Genomic DNA, 17,519 nt, shown 5'->3' on the forward strand with positions numbered 1-17,519 from the left:
TCGCCGGCGTAGCCGGCGGATCCGCTGCGCTCGCGGGGATCGGTAATGCCTCCCCTCACCCACGCCCCTCAACCGCGGCCAACGCCGCCGCCAGGAACCTCTGCACCTGTCGATCCGCATCATCCACCCGTGCGGCCAGCGCAATGCCAATGCGCCCCGCCGGCCGCGGACTGGACAGCGGCAGAAACTTCACCCCGCGGTTCGCATAGCGCGTGGCTACGCTGGGCACCAGCGCCACCCCCAAGCCGCTCTCCACCAGGCTCACGATCGTCTGCACCTGCACCGCTTCCTGCGTGACACGCGGCACGAAGCCCGCCTGCTGGCACAGCATCATCGCTACGGCATGCAGGTTGGGCACCGCCGCGGCCGGATGCATGATGAACGGCTCGGCCGCCAGTGCCTTCAGCGGAATGGACTCCTCGCTGGCATGCGGGCTGTCCGCGGGCACCGCGGCGACGAAGACATCGGTTTCCAGCGGCGTGAGGGTGTAGCCGCCACTGCTCAGGATCGGAAACCGCACCAGCCCGGCGTCGAGCCGATGCTTTTCGAGCTGGTCCAGGATGGCAGCCGTGGTGGATTCCTGCAGCACCAGTTCGATCCCCGGGTGCGCGGCACGGAACGCCGGAATCAGCTTCGGCAGCAAGGCATAGGTAGCGGAGCCGATGAAACCGATGCGCAAGGCACCGCGCTCGCCCTGCGCGGCCGCCATCGCCGCCGCACGTGCCTGGCCGGCATGGAATAGCGCGCGGCGCGCGTCCTGCAGCGCCGCCTCGCCGGCCTGCGTCAGCCGCACGCCGCGTGGCGTGCGCACAAACAGCGCGGTGCCGAGCTGCTCCTCCAGCTTGCGGATCGAAATCGACAGCGGCGGCTGCGCCATGTGCAGGCGCTCGGCCGCCCGGTGGAAGTTGCCCGTCTCGGCCAGGGCAACGAACTGCTGTAGCTGGCGCAGATCCATATCGATATCCTGTGAATATCAATTTCTAAAAAACTAATATTAGACCAGATACGCGACCCTGATCTACGCTGTGCCTCACAGAACAAGATCCGGAGACAGACGCATGCTGCCGTTAGCAGGCATCCGCGTGATCGACCTTTCCACGGTCGTGATGGGCCCTTATGCCAGCCAGTGGCTGGCCGATTTTGGCGCCGAGGTCATCAAGGTCGAACCGCCCGAGGGCGATTCGACACGCCGCACCGGCCCCGCCGCCGAAGCCGGCATGGCCGCCATTTTCCTGGGCGTGAACCGCAGCAAGAAGAGCATCGTGCTGGACCTGAAGCAGCCGGCGGCGCAGGCGGCGCTGGACCGCCTGCTGTCCGGCGCGGACGTGCTGATGCACAGCATGCGCCCGCAAAAACTGGCCGCGCTGGGCCTGGCGCCGGACGACGTGATGGCGCGCCACCCGCAGCTGGTCTACGTCAGCCTGCTCGGATTTGCCGAGGATGGCCCTTACGGCGGGCGCCCGGCCTACGACGACATCATCCAGGGCCTGTCCGGCAACGCCGCACTGATGGCCGCGCAGACCGGCAGAAGCCGCTATTTCCCGACCATCGCGGCGGACAAGACCAGCGGGCTGGTCGCGGCGCTGTCGGTCTGCGCGGCGCTGGCCGGCCGGGCGCGCGGCGACGGCAAGGGCGCCATGGTCGAGGTGCCGATGTTCGAATCCATGGTCGCCTTCAACCTGGTGGAGCATTTCTATGGCAGGCACTTCGAACCGCCGCGCGGAGGCACTGGCTACCCGCGCGTGCTGGCGCCGCTGCGCCGGCCATACCAGAGCGCCGACGGCCATGTCTGCATGATGCCGTACACCGACGCCCACTGGCGCGACTTCTTCCGCGCCGCCGGCCGGCCCGAGTTGGCCGCGGATGCGCGCTTCACCGATATCTCGGCCCGCACCGCCCACATCGAAACGCTGTATGAGATCACGGGCGAGATCGTGCGCGGACACAGCACCGCGCACTGGCTGGAAGTGTGCGAAGCGCTGCAGATTCCCGTGGCCCGGGTCAACGAACTCGACGACCTGCCCGACGATCCGCACCTGCGCGCGACCGGCTTCTTCGAACCTGTCGAGGACGCCGCCATGGGCGCGCTGCGCTTTCCGGGCGCACCGGTGCGCTTCGATGGCGCGCGCGCGCCGGTCAGCGTGCCGCCGCGCCTTGGCGAGCACACCGCCCAATTGCTGGCGCAGGCCGGGCTGACGCAGCAGGACATCGACGCGCTCAGCGCCACGGGTGCCGCGTATTGCGCCCCGCAGCCGCCAGCCCCGCAGGACAACCCCAAGGAGACAGCATGATGCAAAGCCACCTGCCCCGCCTGGGCCAGGGCTTCTACTGGCAGGACCTGAAGGAAGGCCAGGCCTTCCGGACATTCCGCCGCACCGTGACCGAGACCGACCTCGTCAACTTCATCTCGGTCACCGGCATGGTCGAGGCCATCTTCATCGAGGACGGCTACGACGGCGGCGCGATCGGCGGCCGCCCGGTCCCGGGCGCGCTGACCTACACCCTGATCGAAGGCTTCATCCTGCAGACCATGATCCAGGGCACGGGCCTGGCGATGCTGGAGCTTGCCCAGCAGATCCTTGCCCCGGTGGTGGTCGGCGACACGGTATGGGCCACGGTCACGGTGACCGGCATCCGGCCCACGTCGCGCAGCGGCCGCGCGGTGGTGGACTCGGCCATCGAGGTCTTCAACCAGCGCAACGAGAAAGTCATGACCTACACGGCGCGCCGGCTGCTGGCCGGACGCCCGGACTGAACCCCGCTGCGCCCCGGCGCAACGCACTGGATTCGACCCCGTCGATTTCGTGGAGGAGACAAGCAAATGAAGGCAAAGACCCTCATGACCACCGTGGCCGCGCTGGTACCGGCCGTACTCGCCAGCACCGCCGTGCTGGCCGCGCCGGCGCCGGAAGGCAGCGCCTTTCCCGCCCACCCGATCCGCCTGGTGGTGCCGTTCCCGCCGGGTGGCCCGACCGACCTGGTGTCGCGCGTGATCGCCAGGCGCATGACCGACGAACTGGGCCAGCAGGTGCTGGTGGACAACCGGCCCGGCGCCAACGGCAATATCGCCGCCGAAATCGTCGCCAAGGCGCCGGCCGATGGCTATACGGTGCTGTACAACACCTCGTCGATCGCGCTGAGCCCGGCGCTGTACAGCAAGCTGAGCTACGACGTGCGGCGCGATTTCGCGCCGGTCGTGCTGACCGCCATGGTGCCGCTGGTGCTGGAGGTGAACGCACAGCTGCCGGTGCACAACGTCAGGGAGTTCATCCAGTACGTCAAGGCCAATCCGGACAAGCTGACCTATGGCTCGGCCGGCAACGGCAACGTGACGCACCTGGCCGCCTTCCTGTTCCTGCAGGCCAACGGCCTGAATGCCGTGCACGCGCCGTACAAGGGCAGCGCGCCGGCGCTGACCGACCTGGCCGGCGGGCAGGTGCAGTTCATGGCGGACACCATCAATTCGTCGCTGCCGTTCATCCGCGACAAGCGCATGCGCGCGCTGGCCGTCACCAGCAGCACGCGCAGCTCGCAGTTGCCCGACGTGCCGACCGTGGCCGAAACGGTCATGCCGGGCTTCGAAGTGGGCGCATGGCAGGGCATGATGGTTCCCGCCAGGACCTCGCCGGAGATCGTGCGCAAGCTCAACGCCGCCACCATGAAGGCGCTCGCCAACCCCGAGACGCGCGCGGCGCTGGCCGCGCAGGGCGCGGAGCCTCGCGGCTCCACGCCCGAGGCCTACGCCAGCTACCTGTCCGCCGAAATGACGCGCTGGCGCAAGGTGGTCAAGGACTCCGGCGCCACACTCGACTGACCCTGGGCCACGCCCCAGCTCCACGCCATCACGCACCTGGACATTCAACGTGACCGCACTGCTTTCCACCTTCCAGCTCACCAGCCTGCCGCCGCACGCCACGGCGTTCCGCGAGCAGGTCCGGGCCTTCCTGGCCGAACACATGCCGGCGCTGCCGCCTGAAGTCCGGGCACGCTCGTGGATGGGCTTCGACGCCGCCTTCAGCCGCGCGCTGGCCGCGCGTGGCTGGGTCGGCATCACGCTGCCGGCCGCGCATGGCGGCGCCGGGCTGGACCCGTTTTCGCGCTTTGTGCTGGTGGAAGAACTGCTGGCCGCCGGCGCGCCCGTGTCCGCGCACTGGATCGCCGACCGCCAGAGCGGCCCGCTGATCCTGCGCTATGGCAGCGAGGCGCAGAAGGCCAGGTACCTGCCCGCCATCTGCCGCGGCGACGCCTTCTTCTGCATCGGCATGAGCGAGCCGAATTCCGGCTCCGACCTCGCGAGCGTGGCCACGCGCGCGGTGCGGCAGCCGGACGGCAGCTGGCGCCTGAACGGGCGCAAGATCTGGACGACCAACGCCAACCACTGCCACTACATGCTCGCGCTGGTGCGCACCTCGGGCACGCCGCAGGACCGGCAGGCCGGGCTGTCGCAGGTCATCGTCGACCTCTCCGCACCCGGCGTCTCGGTGCGGCCGATCCAGGACCTGACCGGCGACGCGCACTTCTCCGAGGTCAGCTTCGAGGACGTGGTGCTGGCACCGGATGCACTGATCGGCCAGGAAGGCAGCGGCTGGGAACAGGTGAACGCCGAGCTGGCTTTCGAGCGCAGCGGACCCGAGCGGCTTTATTCGAGCGTGGTGCTGCTCGACACCTGGCTGGCCGCGCTGCGGCGCCTGCCCGAAGCGCGGCGCGACACCGTCACCGCCGGACGGCTGGTCGGCCATCTGGCGGTGCTGCGCGCCATGTCGCTCGCCGTGACGGCACGCCTTGCCGCGGGCGAAAGCCCGGTGGTCGAAGCCGCACTGGTGAAGGATCTTGGCACGACCTTCGAACAATCGATCCCGGCACTCGTGGAAGCCGCGCTGGGCGACGAACCGGCGCTGGCGGCCGATGGCGCGCTGTACCGCACGCTCGCCTACGTCACGCAGATCGCCCCGTCCTATTCGCTGCGCGGCGGCACCCGGGAGATCCTGCGCGGCATGATCGCGCGCGGCCTGGGGCTGCGCTGATGCGCTGAACGCGTCCAATCCTGAGTCCATCGCTGAGTCCATCGCCATGCATAACACCTATTCCGACGCACTCGACGACCTGCTGCGCGATCAATGCCAGCCCGCGACCGTACGCGCCATCGAGCAAGGCGCCGACCCGGCGCCGCTTTGGCAGGCGCTGCTGGACAGCGGCTTTGCCGACTGCCTGCTGCCTGAATCGGCTGGCGGCGCCGGCCTGTCCTTGTCCGACCTGGCGCCCGTGCTCTACGTGCTGGGCCGCCATGCCATGCCCTTGCCGCTCGCGCAGACGCTGTTTGCGCGAGCGCTGCTGCAAGCCCGCGGCGTGAACGTGCCCGCCGAACCGATCGCGCTGGCAAGCCTCGACGACGACAGCCCGGCCACGCTGGTGGCCGATGCCCGCCACGCGGGCTGGTTCCTGGTGCAGTCCGGTACGCGCTGCATGCTGCTGCCGGCGTCCGCTGCCGGCGCCGAACCGACCGGGGCTCACGCCGACCAGACCATGCGCCTGCCACGATGGGTCGGCAAGGCCGGCACGGCCTTCGAGCTGCCCGCCGGCACGCTGCGCACCATCGGCGCCTGCCTGCATGCCGCGCAGATGGCTGGCGCGCTGTCCCGGGTCATGGACATGACGCTGCAGTACGCCAACGACCGCCTGCAGTTCGGGCGCGCGATCGGGAAGTTCCAGGCCATCCAGCACCAGATCAGCGAGATGGCGGAGCATGTCGCCGCCTCGCGCCTGGCCGCGCAGATCGCCTGCGACAGCGCGGGCAGCCAGCCTGACCCGGTACGCGCCGCGATCGGCAAGCTGCGCGCCAGCGACGCCGTCACGCCAGTCGCCGCCATTGCCCACGCAGTGCATGGTGCCATCGGTATCACCGGGGAATTCGACCTGCAGCTCTACACGAGGCGCCTGCATGCGTGGCGCGTGGCGGACGGCTCGGAGCGCTGGTGGAGCCGCGTGCTGGGCGAGCTGGTTTGCGCGGAACCGTCGCGGGGCGCGGTGGAGCTGGCGCGCGCGTGGTACGAAGCGGCAGCCTGACGCCCGCAAGAAAACGGCGGCCCGGTCAGGGGCCGCCGCGTGGCGTGTCGTGAACGGGCCGCAGCGTTAGGCGGCAAAGCTCAGGCGGCCAGGCTCAGCCCGCCCCCCGGCACCTTGCGGTGACGGCGTTCCGGCTTGCACTCGTACTTGAGCTCGCGCCGGCCATCCTCATACGCCACTTCCAGCCGGACATTGAAGCCCCACAGGCGCGTCACGTGGCGGATCACTTCGTCGAAGTTGTGCGACAGCGGCCGGCGGTCGCTTTGCTGGTGGCGCAAGGTGAGCGAGCGGTCGCCGCCCACATCGACATTGGTGACCTGGATATTGGGCTCCATGCCGGACAGGTCGTACTGCGACGCCAGCAGCTGGCGGATCAGGGCGTAGCCTTCGTCGTTGTGAATGGCTGTCACGCGCAGCTTGTTTTCGCGGTCATCGTCCAGCACCGAGAACAGCTTCAGTTCGCGGATCACGCGCGGCGACAGGAACTGGAGCAGGAAGCTCTCGTCCTTGAAGTTGCGCATGGCGAAGTCCAGCGTGGTGCGCCAGTCCGATCCGGCAATCTCCGGCGCCCAGCGGCGGTCCTCCTCGTCCGGGTTCTCGCACATGCGGCGCAGGTCCTGGAACATCAGGAAGCCCAGCGTGTACGGATTCAGGCCGCTGTAGTACGGACTGTTGTACGGCGGCTGGTAGATCACGTTGGTGTGGGCCTGCAGCAGCTCCAGCATGAAGGCGTCGTTGACCAGCTTTTCCTCGTAGAGCTGGTGAATGATGGTGTAGTGCCAGAACGTGGCCCAGCCTTCGTTCATCACCTTGGTCTGGCGCTGCGGATAGAAATACTGCGCGATCTTGCGCACGATGCGCACGATCTCGCGCTGCCACGGCGCCAGCTTGGGCGCGTTCTTCTCGATGAAGTACAGCAGGTTTTCCTGCGGCTCCGGCGGGAAAGTGACTTCCGGCTCGGCCCCGTCATCATCCGCCGCGAGGGCGTGGGGACGATGCTTGGGCAGCGTGCGCCACAGGTCGTTGACCTGCATCTGCAGGTAGTTTTCGCGCTCGGTCTGGCGCGCCTGCTCTTCGTTGATCGAGAGCTTCTTGGGCCGCTTGTAGCGGTCCACGCCGTAGTTCTGCAGCGCGTGGCAGGAGTCGAGCAACAGCTCCACTTCCTGCTCGCCGTAACGCTGCTCGCACTCGGCCACGTAGTTCTTGGCGAACAGCAGGTAGTCGATGATGGCGTCCGCGTTGGTCCAGGTGCGGAACAGGTAGTTGCCCTTGAAGAACGAGTTGTGGCCGTAGCAGGCATGCGCAATGGTGAGCGCCTGCATCGGCAGCGTGTTCTCCTCCATCAGGTAGGCAATGCAGGGGTTGGAGTTGATCACGATCTCATAGGCCAGCCCCATGTGGCCGCGCTGGTAGCCGCGCTCCGAAGCCAGGAAGTGCTTGCCGTATGACCAGTGGCTGTATCCCACTGGCAGGCCGGACGATGCATAGGCATCCAGCATCTGCTCGGCGGTGATGATCTCGATCTGGTTGGGATAGCTGTCCAGGCCAAACTCGCCGGCAATGCGCGCAATCTCGCGGTCATACCGGTTGATCAGCTCGAAGGTCCATTCCGAACCCGTGGAGAGATAAGCCATCTTCACCTCCGTCAGGCGGGCAAACCGTCCGCGCCCGGCGCATGGTGCCGGGACGGCGCCGGCGCGCCGCGTTGCCATGCCAAGATCCCGCCGACCTGCCGGAACCGGCAAGCCGGGTACTACCCGACCCTCAGGCCGCGCGCTTCTGGAACAGGTCGTGCAGCACCGGGTAGATCTCGTCCGGGCTGATGATGCGTTGCATCGCAAAATGATCGAACAGGCTCTTGACCGTCAGGTACTCTTCCCAGAGATTCTGCGGTTCCTCGGAAGCCACTTCCACATACGCGTAATACTGCACCAGCGGCAGGATCGACTCGCGCAACAGGCGTCCGCACAACTCGGAGTCACCGGCCCAGTTGTCACCGTCGGATGCCTGCGCGCAGTAGATGTTCCATTGGCTGGGCGGGTAGCGGTCATGGATGACCTCGACCATCAGCTTCAGCGCGCTGGACACCACGGTACCACCGGACTCGCGCGAATGGAAGAAATCCTCCTCTTCCACCTCTTTGGCCACGGTGTGATGGCGGATGAACACCACGTCGATGCGCTCGTAGTTGCGCTTGAGGAACAGGTACAGCAGCATGAAGAAGCGCTTGGCGAGATCCTTCCTGCTCTCGTCCATCGACCCGGAGACGTCCATCAGGCAGAACATCACCGCCTGTGCCTGGGGCCGCTTCTTGAGTACGCGATTGTTGTAGCGCAGGTCGAGCTTCTCGATGAACGGCACGCGATCGATGCACGCGCGCAGGTGCCGCATCTCCTTCATCAGCTCCAGCGCGGTCTCCGCGTAGGGACCGTCCTTCTCCAGCGCTTCGTTGTAGGCCGCTTCCAGTTCGCGCAGGCGCTTCTGGTATGGGCTGGACAGCGCGATGCGCCGGCCGATCGAACTGCGCATGGTGCGCAGGATCGACAGGTTGGAAGGCGTGCCGTCAATGGAGTAGCCGGCGCGCACCTTGCGGACTTCCGCGATCTTGGCCAGGTGGCGCTTGGCCAGGTCCGGCAGCGCCATGTCCTCGAAGAAGAAATTCAGGAAGTCCTCGCGCGACAGCGTGAAGACGAAGTCGTCCTCGCCCTCGCCGCTGTCGCTGGCGCGCGAGCCGCTTCCACCGCCGCCCTGCTGCTGGCGGTCGAATGAATCCCCCCGGACGAACTTCTTGTTGCCGGGATGGATCCATTCACGCCGCCCGCCCGGGCCGTGATGAAAGATCGGCTCGGAGATGTCCTTGACCGGGATGGACACCTGCCCGCTCTGCTCGATGTCCATGATCTTCCGGCCGGACACCGCCTTTGCGACCGCCTGGCGTATCTGCTCGCGATAGCGCTTGATAAAGCGCTGCTTGTTGACGGCACTCTTGTTGCCGCTGTTCTCACGCCTGTCAATGACCGTGGCCATGTATTTGCCCTCGACGAGAGGCCTGGTTCAGGCGCCGTTACGATGATTTTCTTACGCGCAGATACCACTCCACCAGCAGTCGGACTTGCTTTGGCGTATACCCCTTCTCGACCATGCGGTTGACGAAGTTCTCGTGCTTGTCCTGGTCTTCGCGCGAAGACTTGGCGTTGAACGAGATGACCGGCAGGAGATCCTCTGTGGTGGAAAACATGCGCTTCTCGATCACCATCCTGAGCTTCTCGTAGCTGGTCCAGACCGGGTTCTTGCCACCGTGGTTGGCCCTGGCGCGCAGCACGAAATTGACGATCTCGTTGCGGAAGTCCTTCGGGTTCGAGATGCCCGCGGGTTTTTCCACTTTTTCCAGTTCGTCGTTCAGCGCGTTGCGATCAAGGATTTCACCGGTATTCGGATCGCGGTACTCCTGGTCCTGGATCCACAGGTCGGCGAACACCACGTAGCGGTCGAAGATGTTCTGCCCGTACTCGGAATACGACTCCAGGTACGCCGTCTGGATCTCCTTGCCGATGAACTCCACGTACGGCGTGGTCAGGTACTCCTTGATAAAGGACAGCAGCTTCGCTTCCTGTTCCGGCGGGAACTGTTCACGCTCGATCTGCTGTTCGAGCACGTACAGCAAGTGGACCGGGTTGGCCGCGACCTCGGTGTTGTCGAAGTTGAACACCTTGGACAGGACCTTGAACGCAAAGCGCGTCGACAGGCCGTTCATGCCCTCGTCCACGCCGGCATAGTCGCGATACTCCTGGTACGACTTCGCCTTCGGATCGACGTCCTTCAGGCTTTCGCCGTCATAGACCCGCATCTTGGAGAAGATGTTGGAGTTCTCGGGCTCCTTGATCCGCGTGAGCACCGCGAACTGCGCCATCATCTTGAGCGTGCTGGGCGCATTCGGCGCCGCCGACAGCGAACTGCTGCGCAGCAGCTTGTCGTAGATCTTCACCTCTTCCGACACCCGCAGGCAATACGGCACCTTGACGATGTAGATACGGTCGAGGAAAGCCTCGTTGTTCTTGTCCTGCTTGAACGTCTGCCACTCGGCCTCGTTCGAGTGCGCCAGAATGATGCCGTCGAACGGGATCGCGCCAAAGCCCTCGGTGCCCTTGTAGTTGCCTTCCTGCGTGGCAGTCAGCATCGGGTGCAGGACCTTGATCGGCGCCTTGAACATCTCGACGAACTCGAGCAGGCCGCGGTTGGCCAGGCACAAGCCGCCGGAATACGAGTAGGCGTCAGGATCGTCCTGCGGGAAATCCTCGAGCTTGCGGATATCCACCTTGCCGACGAGCGAGGAAATGTCCTGATTGTTCTCGTCGCCAGGTTCCGTCTTGGAGATCGCGATCTGCGACAGCACCGACGGGCGCAGCTTGACCACGCGGAACTGCGTGATGTCACCGTTGAACTCGTGCAGGCGCTTCACCGCCCACGGCGATGGAATCGTGCTCAGGTAGCGGACCGGGATGCCATAGTCCTCCTCCAGGATCTTGCCGTCTTCCTCGGGCGAGAACAGGCCGAGCGGAGATTCATGGATAGGCGAACCCTTCAGCGCATAGATGGGCACCTCTTCCATCAGCGCCTTCAGCTTCTCTGCCAGCGAGGACTTGCCGCCGCCAGGAGGCCCGAGCAGATACAGGATCTGCTTGCGTTCTTCCAGCCCTTGGGCGGCATGCTTGAAGAAGGAAACGATCTGCTCGATCGTGTCCTCCATGCCGTAGAAGTCGCGGAAAGCCGGATAAACCCGGATCACCTTGTTGAAGAACAGCCTGGACAGGCGCGGATCATGGTGCGTGTCCACCAGTTCCGGCTGGCCGATCGCGGCGAGCATGCGCTCCGCCGCAGTCGCATAGGCGGTCGGATCCTTCTTGCAGATCTCCAGGTACTCCTGGATGCTGTATTCCTCTTCCTTGCGAGCTTCGAAACGCGTAGCGTAATGGCCGAAAATGTCCATACCTCACTCCCGTCAGAGTCCCCGTCCGAGGCGAAGGCACTGCTGCTCCCCTGAGGCTTCGCGCCAGCTTTCGCGGTACACCACCCCGGCTTGGCGACCTGGTCATGTTGCGAAGTCTTTACTTCATCATAGTCAAATAACGGCGAGGGTGGAGCTTGAGTTGACGATTCGCGTGCCTGTGCGCAACGGCATTTCAGCCCTGCAAACACCACATTTGAACCAGTGCCCCTCCCCGCGCGCGACGGGCCATTGACTATGCTCGTGACAAACCTTACACCTTTCCGCCCCAATCTGCACAGCAGGTTTTGTAACGATGAAACAAAAAGGCCGGCGCTTTCGCCGGCCTTTTTGTTTCGAATTCCGCGACCTGCATCAGCACACGCGGACTGCTGATGACAACGCTCAGAGCGTGCGCGCCACCAGTTCCTTCATGATCTCGTTCGAGCCGCCGTAGATCTTGCCGACACGCGCGTTGGCGTACATTCGCGCGATCGGGTATTCGAGCATGTAGCCGTAGCCGCCGTGCAACTGCAGGCACTCGTCGATGATTTCGCAGTTGCGCTGCGTGCACCACCACTTGGCCATCGCCGCCGTCGCGACGTCGAGCCGGCCCTCCATCAGCCGCACCATGCAGTCGTTCACGAAGGTGGCGGCAATGGTCGCGTTGGTCTTGCACTCGGCCAGCGTGAAGCGCGTGTTCTGCAGGTCGAGCAGCGGCTGCCCGAACACCTTGCGCTCGCGCACGTATTCGGTCGTCAGTTCGATTGCGCGCTGCATGCTCGCCACGGAGCCAAGGGCGATGATCATCCGCTCCTGTGGCAGCTGCTGCATGAGCTGGTAAAAGCCCTGGCCTTCCTGCACGCCCAGCAGGTTCTCGCACGGCACGAGCACGTCGTCGAAGAACAGCTCGGCGGTGTCCTGGCCCTTCTGTCCGATCTTCTCCAGGATGCGGCCGCGGCGGAACCCGGGCAGGTCCCGGGTTTCCACCATGATCAGCGATACCCCGCGCGAACCGGCTTCCGGATCGGTCTTGGCAACCAGGCAGACCAGGTCGGCGTGATACCCGTTGGTAATGAAGGTCTTGGCACCGTTGATGCGATAGCAGTCCCCGTTTTCGGTCTTCTCGCGCACCGCGCGGGTGCGGATCGATTTCAGGTCGGAGCCGGCGCCCGGTTCCGACATGGCGATGGCCGCCACCATTTCGCCGCTGGCCATCAGCGGCAGCCATTTCTCCTTCTGCGCCTGGGTGCCGTAGTTCAGCAGGTAGTGCGCCACGATGCCGCTGTGCACGTTGTTGCCCAGGCTGGTACAGATGCCGCGGGCCATTTCCTGCGTGATGACGGCCTCGTGGGCGAAGTTGCCGCCACCGCCGCCAAACTCCTCGGGAATGCTCGCGCAGAGCAGGCCGATCTGGCCGGCACGGCGCCAGACCTCGCGGTCGATGTAGCCCTGTTCAGCCCAGCGCGACTCGTTCGGGGCCAGTTCGCGCTCGACAAAGCGCCGCACCGTGTCCCGGAACAGGATCAGGTCTTCGGTCATCCAGGGTGCCTCGGTCGAGGTGGCGGCGGCGGCGGCGTTCAGTTCGGGAGATCCCATGATGTGTATCGACTTCGAAATGCCAGTGAGGGAAAGATAGGCAGCCGGTCATGCCCGCTGCCATGCCTATATAGATAGAAGCAGGCGTATTTCGCGTTGAAGGCCCCAAGGCATGCGGCACCGCAGCATGCCGGGCCGCCGGATGACTCCGGCGGTCCTCAGTCAGGCCAGCGATAGCGCGGCGGCTGCTTGGATAGGAAGCGGTTGGCGGCTTCCTGGCGGTACTCCGTTGCGAAGGCAATGCCCTGTCCGTCCGCTTCCATGGCCAGCATGCTGTGCAGGTCCTGGTTCAGCGAGGCATTGAGCGCCTTCTTGGTCAGCGCCACCGCCACCGGCGATGCCTCGGTGAACGCGCGGGCCATCGAGCGCGCGCGCTCCTGCAGGCTGTCTGCCGGCACGATCTCCATGACGATGCCCTGCTCCCGGGCGGCCTCGGCATCGAGTTCGCGCATCGAGAACATCAGCGCCTTGGCGCGCTGGAGTCCGATCATGCGCGGCAATGTGTAGAACACACCACAGTCGGGAATCAGGCCCAGGCGCAGGAAGGGCAGCGCGAACCGGGCACGCGGCGTGGCCAGGATGATATCGGCGGTCAGCGCCAGGCTGAAGCCGGCGCCGAACGCGGCCCCGTCCACCGCGGCGATCACGGGAATCTCCAGCTGGATCAGTGCCTCCAGCCACGGATGGATGTTGTTCAGCCGCTGGCGCCCTTGCGCCGCCGTGAACTCGCCCTGCATGGAACTGATATCGCCGCCCGAGCAGAAGTCGGTGCCGGCGCCGGTCAGGATCAGCGCGCGCACGCTGGTGTCTTGACGCAACTGGTGAATCACATCTCCGATTTCGCGGCGCATGACGCCGTTGAGCGCATTCTTGCGGGCCGGGTAATCGAGCGTGAGGGTGGCAATGCCGTCTTCCACGGCATAGCGAATCGTTTCCATTAATGACTCCAGGTAATGCCGCGGTTCGGGGCCCGGTGCGGCGATCAGTCCAGCTGGATATGCGCGTCGCGCACGATCTTGGCCCACTTCGGCATGTCGCCCGACACCACGCTGGCCAGTTCCTGCGGTGCGGATCCGACCGGCTGCAGCCCCATGCCGGCGAGCTTCTGGCTGATTTCGGGCAGCTTGACGATGCGCGCCACTTCGCTCGCCAGGCGCGCGGTCACGTCCTTCGGCGTGTTGGCCGGCAGGAAGATCGCGAACCAGCCGCTCGGTTCAAAGCCTTGCAAGCCCTGTTCGGCAAACGTCGGCACGTTCGGAATCGCCTTGAAGCGCTGCGTGCCGGTAATGCCCAGGATTCTGAACTTGCCGCTGGTCAGGTACGGATACGCCGAGGTCACGTCAACGAATGCCGAATCCACCTGGCCGCCTAGCAGGTCGTTGACCAGGGGCGCCGCGCCTTTGTAGGGGATGTGCGCCAGGTCGATGCCGGCCTGCTGGCTGAACAGTTCCCCGTGCAGGTGCGACGAGGTGCCGTTGCCATACGAGCCGTAGCTGAGCTTGCCCGCCTTGGCCAGCGCGATGAACTCGCGCAGCGAATTGGCCGGCACGCGGTTGGGCACCACGAACAGGTCGGACGACTTGGCGATCAGCGAGACCGGCGTGAAGTCCTTGTTCACGTCATAGGGCGTGCGCTTGTACAGGCTTGGCGACTGGATCAGCGCGGTGATGGCCAGCAGCACCGTGTAGCCATCGGGTGCCGCCTTGGCAACGATATCGTTGCCTAGCATGCCGCTGGCGCCCGGCTTGTTGTCGACCACGACCGCCTGGCCCCAGGCTTCGGCCAGCCGCTGGCCGATCATGCGGCCCACGGTGTCGGTGCCGCCGCCGGCCGGATACGGCACGACCAGGCGGATCGGCTTGCCGGGGTAGTTGGGCTGGGCCAGTGCCTGGCCCACGCTGCCCAGCATAGCGGCGCCCGCCAGGGTGCCGGCCTGTGCCAGCCAGGTTCGTCTGCTGTTGTGCATGATGCTGTCTCTCTCCAAAACTCTGTCTGGCAGGCGGGCCAGGTGGGCCCTAGCGGCCCTGCGCACTGGCTTGCGCCGGGGCCTCCGGCCGCATGGCATCTTCCTGCAGGGCGCGCCACTGGATCTTGCCGGTGGCCGACTTGGGCAGCGCGTCCACGAATTCGACGATGCGCGGCACCTTGTAGGCGGCCAGGCGCTCGCGGCACCAGGCCATGATGCGTTCCGGCTCGGCCTCGGGCGTGCCGCGCGACCCGGCGCGCAGCGCCACCACGGCCTTGACCGTTTCGCCGCGATGGTCGTCGCGCGCCGCGATCACGCAGGCCTCGTGGATGGCCGGGTGGCCGTAGAGCAGGTTCTCCACCTCGGCCGGCCAGACCTTGAAGCCGGAGGCGTTGATCATGCGCTTGAGGCGGTCGCGCATGAAGAAGTAGCCCTCCTCGTCCATGAAGCCGAGGTCGCCGGTGCGCAGGAAGCGCTTGCCGTCGATCTCGATGAAGGACTCTTCGTTGGCCTGCGGGTTGTTCCAGTAGCCCTGCATCACCTGGGCACCGTGGGCGACGATCTCGCCGATCTCGCCCTGCGGCAGCTCCGCCAGCGTTTCCGGGTCCACCACGCGGGCGTCCACGCCGAAGGTGGCGATGCCCAGGCATTCGCGCTTGGGCTTCTGGCGCGGGTTGGACAGCAGGAACGACGCGGTCTCGGTCATGCCGTAGGCTTCCACGTACGGCAGGCCAAAGCGTTCCTGCAGCATGTTGGCCACCGCATCGGGCATAGCGGCCCCGCCGCCGCCCAGGAAGGCCAGGCTGGACAGGTCGCGCCGGGCCACGTCGGGCTGGGCGAAGAAATCGACCAGCATGGCCGGCGGCGCGCCCCAGACCGAAACGCGGTAGCGCTCGATCAGGTCGGCGGCCAGTGCACGGTCCCAGCGCGGCATCAGCACCACGGTCGCGCCCAGGTAGATCGGCGAATGCATGCAGTTCTGCATGCCGAGCAGGTGGAACATCGGCGCCACGGCCAGCACCACCGCTTCCGGCGAGCTGCTGCGCCAGACCTGCGAACCCACCGCGGAACTCATCATGGTGCCGTGGGTATGCATGCAACCCTTGGGATTGCCGGTCGTGCCCGAGGTGTAGGCCAGCATGCAAAGCGTGTCGTAGCCGGCCTCGTGCGGGCGCGGACTCTGGCCGGCATTGCGCGCGGCATCCCAGTCTGCGGGCATGGCGCCGCCCGGTGCCGCATTCAGTGCGGGCGCCGGCTCGCGCAACCAGGCCGGCACCTGCAGGCCACCGTCGTCGCGCAGCATGCCTGCGTAGTGGTGGACGATCACGTTGCGCAGCGCCTTGCCGTGCAGCGGCGCGACGCGGTCGTACAGCTCGCTGCCGCAGAACGCGGCCACGGCGCCGCTGTCGGCGACCACGTGCCCGAGTTCGGCTTCCAGCCACATCGGGTTGGCCGGCACCACCACCGCCTCGGCGCGCAGGATGGCGTAATAGGCCGCGATGTATTGCGGGCAGTTCTGGCTGAACAGCACTACCCGATCGCCGGGCTGGATGGCGCAGGTGTGCTGCAGATAGCCCGCCATCCGCTCGACCTCATCCAGCAGCGCCGCGTAGGAAATCGCGGTGCCGAAATACTGGATCGCGGTCTTGTCGGGATAGCGGCGCGCGGCCACCTCCAGGTTGTAGAACAGGCTGGTACGCGGCACGTGCAGCGTGGCCGGCAAGCCGGCGGGCCAGGCGGGGGAACGGTAAGGCTGGGGGATACTGGCGGACTTCATGTCAGGCAATGGCTCAGTCAAGGCGAATGTTGTGGGTACGGATCACCTTGCCCCAGCGCGCATAGTCGGACTGCACGGTCTGGGCAAAGGCATCTGGCGTGCTGCCGGTCAGGATCACGCCCAGGTCGTTCATGCGGGTACGCACGGCGGGATCGGCCAGCACCTTGTTGACGTCGGCGGAGAACTTCTCGACGATCGCTCGCGGCGTGGCGGCCGGCAGCAGCAGGCCGAACCAGCCCATCGAATCCATGCCGGCGATGCCGGCTTCCTTGAACGTCGGCACGTCAGGCAGTTGCGGCGCGCGCGACGGACCGGTCACGGCCAGCGCGCGCAGGCGCCCCGATGCGGAGTGCGGCTTGGCCCCCATCACGGAGATCACCGCGGACGGCACCTGGCCGCCAAGCAGGTCGTTCAGTTCAGGCGCCTCGCCCTTGTAGGAGACGTGGATCAAGTCGAGCCTGGCGCTCTCGTTGAAGATCTCGCCGTAGAGGTGTCCGCTCGAGCCGGTGCCGTACGAGCCGTAGGAGTACTGCTTGGGCCTGGCGCGCACCAGCGAGATGAACTCCTTCAGACTGGTGGCTGGCACGGCGCTGTTGATGGCGAACACCAGATTCGTGGTGCCAAGCTCGGACACCGGGGCGAAATCCTTGACGGGATCAAACGGAGCCTTGGCATAGAGGCTCGGCGCCTGCACGAGCGTCGTAATGGTCAGCAGCGCGGTGTAGCCATCCGGTTCGGCGCGGGCCACCACTTCGGAGCCGATCATGCTGCTGGCGCCAGGGCGGTTCTCCACCACCACCGAGCGTTTCCAGGCCTTGCCCAGGCCGTCGGCAACCGCTCGCGCCAGCACGTCGGTCGCACCGCCGGCCGGATACGGCACCACCAGACGCACGGTCTTCGACGGGAACGCCCCTTGCGCCATCGCGGCGCCGGCGCCGAGCAGGCCGGTCACGATACCGCCCGTGGCCAGAGCCGCGGCGCCCAGACGCTGCCATGCACTACGACGATCTGCCTGCATGTGGTTGTCTCCTTTGTATTTTTTGTTGGCGGGGCCGGGGTTTCTGTCCCCCCTTGCATCCGGCGATCCGGCCCTGTCGGCGTGCCGGTGGCGGTCCGTTCGGCGCGGACTA

General features: G+C 66.1%; 14 protein-coding genes. 5 read left to right on the forward strand and 9 right to left on the reverse strand.

The annotated features are described in order from the left end of the window. Positions 1-55: 55 nt before the first annotated feature. Complete coding sequence (locus tag KHO22_RS12620; RefSeq protein ID WP_211947474.1) at positions 56-955, reverse strand: LysR family transcriptional regulator; 900 nt, start codon at positions 953-955, stop codon at positions 56-58. A gap of 103 nt (positions 956-1,058) precedes the next feature. Between KHO22_RS12620 and KHO22_RS12625 the strand changes: the two genes are divergently transcribed. The 5 genes from KHO22_RS12625 to KHO22_RS12645 all read left to right on the forward strand — a co-directional run bounded on the left by KHO22_RS12625 (position 1,059) and on the right by KHO22_RS12645 (position 6,063). Next, positions 1,059-2,291, forward strand: a complete 1,233-nt coding sequence (locus KHO22_RS12625) for a CaiB/BaiF CoA transferase family protein (RefSeq protein WP_211947475.1) — start codon at positions 1,059-1,061, stop codon at positions 2,289-2,291. Then, positions 2,288-2,755 (forward strand): MaoC family dehydratase, encoded by a 468-nt coding sequence (locus KHO22_RS12630; RefSeq protein ID WP_211947476.1) that lies wholly within the window; start codon positions 2,288-2,290, stop codon positions 2,753-2,755. The genes KHO22_RS12625 and KHO22_RS12630 overlap by 4 nt, the downstream gene beginning before the upstream one ends. 66 nt (positions 2,756-2,821) lie before the next feature. Continuing rightward, positions 2,822-3,814, forward strand: coding sequence for a Bug family tripartite tricarboxylate transporter substrate binding protein (locus tag KHO22_RS12635; RefSeq protein ID WP_211947477.1), 993 nt, complete (start codon positions 2,822-2,824; stop codon positions 3,812-3,814). 49 nt (positions 3,815-3,863) lie between these two features. After that, positions 3,864-5,024, forward strand: a complete 1,161-nt coding sequence (locus KHO22_RS12640) for an acyl-CoA dehydrogenase family protein (protein WP_211947478.1) — start codon at positions 3,864-3,866, stop codon at positions 5,022-5,024. 46 nt (positions 5,025-5,070) lie between these two features. Then, on the forward strand, positions 5,071-6,063 hold the full coding sequence (locus KHO22_RS12645; protein ID WP_211947479.1) for an acyl-CoA dehydrogenase family protein: 993 nt from the start codon (positions 5,071-5,073) through the stop codon (positions 6,061-6,063). An 80-nt stretch (positions 6,064-6,143) separates the two neighbouring features. Here the strand turns inward: KHO22_RS12645 and KHO22_RS12650 are convergent, their stop codons facing one another. The 8 genes from KHO22_RS12650 to KHO22_RS12685 form a co-directional block, all read right to left on the reverse strand. Then, the gene (locus KHO22_RS12650) at positions 6,144-7,697 is read right to left on the reverse strand and encodes a SpoVR family protein (RefSeq protein ID WP_211947654.1); all 1,554 of its coding nucleotides are present in this window, start codon (positions 7,695-7,697) and stop codon (positions 6,144-6,146) included. Between the two features lie 130 nt (positions 7,698-7,827). Continuing rightward, positions 7,828-9,090, reverse strand: coding sequence for a YeaH/YhbH family protein (locus KHO22_RS12655; RefSeq protein WP_211947480.1), 1,263 nt, complete (start codon positions 9,088-9,090; stop codon positions 7,828-7,830). Positions 9,091-9,127: 37 nt separating this feature from the next. Continuing rightward, positions 9,128-11,050 carry a PrkA family serine protein kinase gene (locus KHO22_RS12660; protein ID WP_211947481.1) on the reverse strand — a complete coding sequence of 641 codons (1,923 nt, stop codon included), beginning with the start codon at positions 11,048-11,050 and terminating at the stop codon, positions 9,128-9,130. Positions 11,051-11,452: 402 nt separating this feature from the next. Then, entirely contained in the window at positions 11,453-12,646 is a 1,194-nt protein-coding gene (locus KHO22_RS12665) for an acyl-CoA dehydrogenase family protein (protein WP_211947482.1), read from the reverse strand. A 158-nt stretch (positions 12,647-12,804) separates the two neighbouring features. Then, complete coding sequence (locus KHO22_RS12670; protein ID WP_211947483.1) at positions 12,805-13,584, reverse strand: enoyl-CoA hydratase/isomerase family protein; 780 nt, start codon at positions 13,582-13,584, stop codon at positions 12,805-12,807. A gap of 44 nt (positions 13,585-13,628) precedes the next feature. Beyond that, the gene (locus tag KHO22_RS12675) at positions 13,629-14,612 is read right to left on the reverse strand and encodes a Bug family tripartite tricarboxylate transporter substrate binding protein (protein WP_211947484.1); all 984 of its coding nucleotides are present in this window, start codon (positions 14,610-14,612) and stop codon (positions 13,629-13,631) included. A 49-nt stretch (positions 14,613-14,661) separates the two neighbouring features. Beyond that, positions 14,662-16,389 carry a long-chain fatty acid--CoA ligase gene (locus tag KHO22_RS12680; protein WP_211947485.1) on the reverse strand — a complete coding sequence of 576 codons (1,728 nt, stop codon included), beginning with the start codon at positions 16,387-16,389 and terminating at the stop codon, positions 14,662-14,664. Positions 16,390-16,402: 13 nt separating this feature from the next. Next, positions 16,403-17,407 (reverse strand): tripartite tricarboxylate transporter substrate binding protein, encoded by a 1,005-nt coding sequence (locus tag KHO22_RS12685; protein ID WP_211947486.1) that lies wholly within the window; start codon positions 17,405-17,407, stop codon positions 16,403-16,405. Between the last annotated feature and the right edge of the window lie 112 nt (positions 17,408-17,519).

It is taken from the genome of Cupriavidus yeoncheonensis (assembly GCF_905397275.1).
Taxonomy (GTDB): Bacteria; Pseudomonadota; Gammaproteobacteria; order Burkholderiales; family Burkholderiaceae; genus Cupriavidus; species Cupriavidus yeoncheonensis.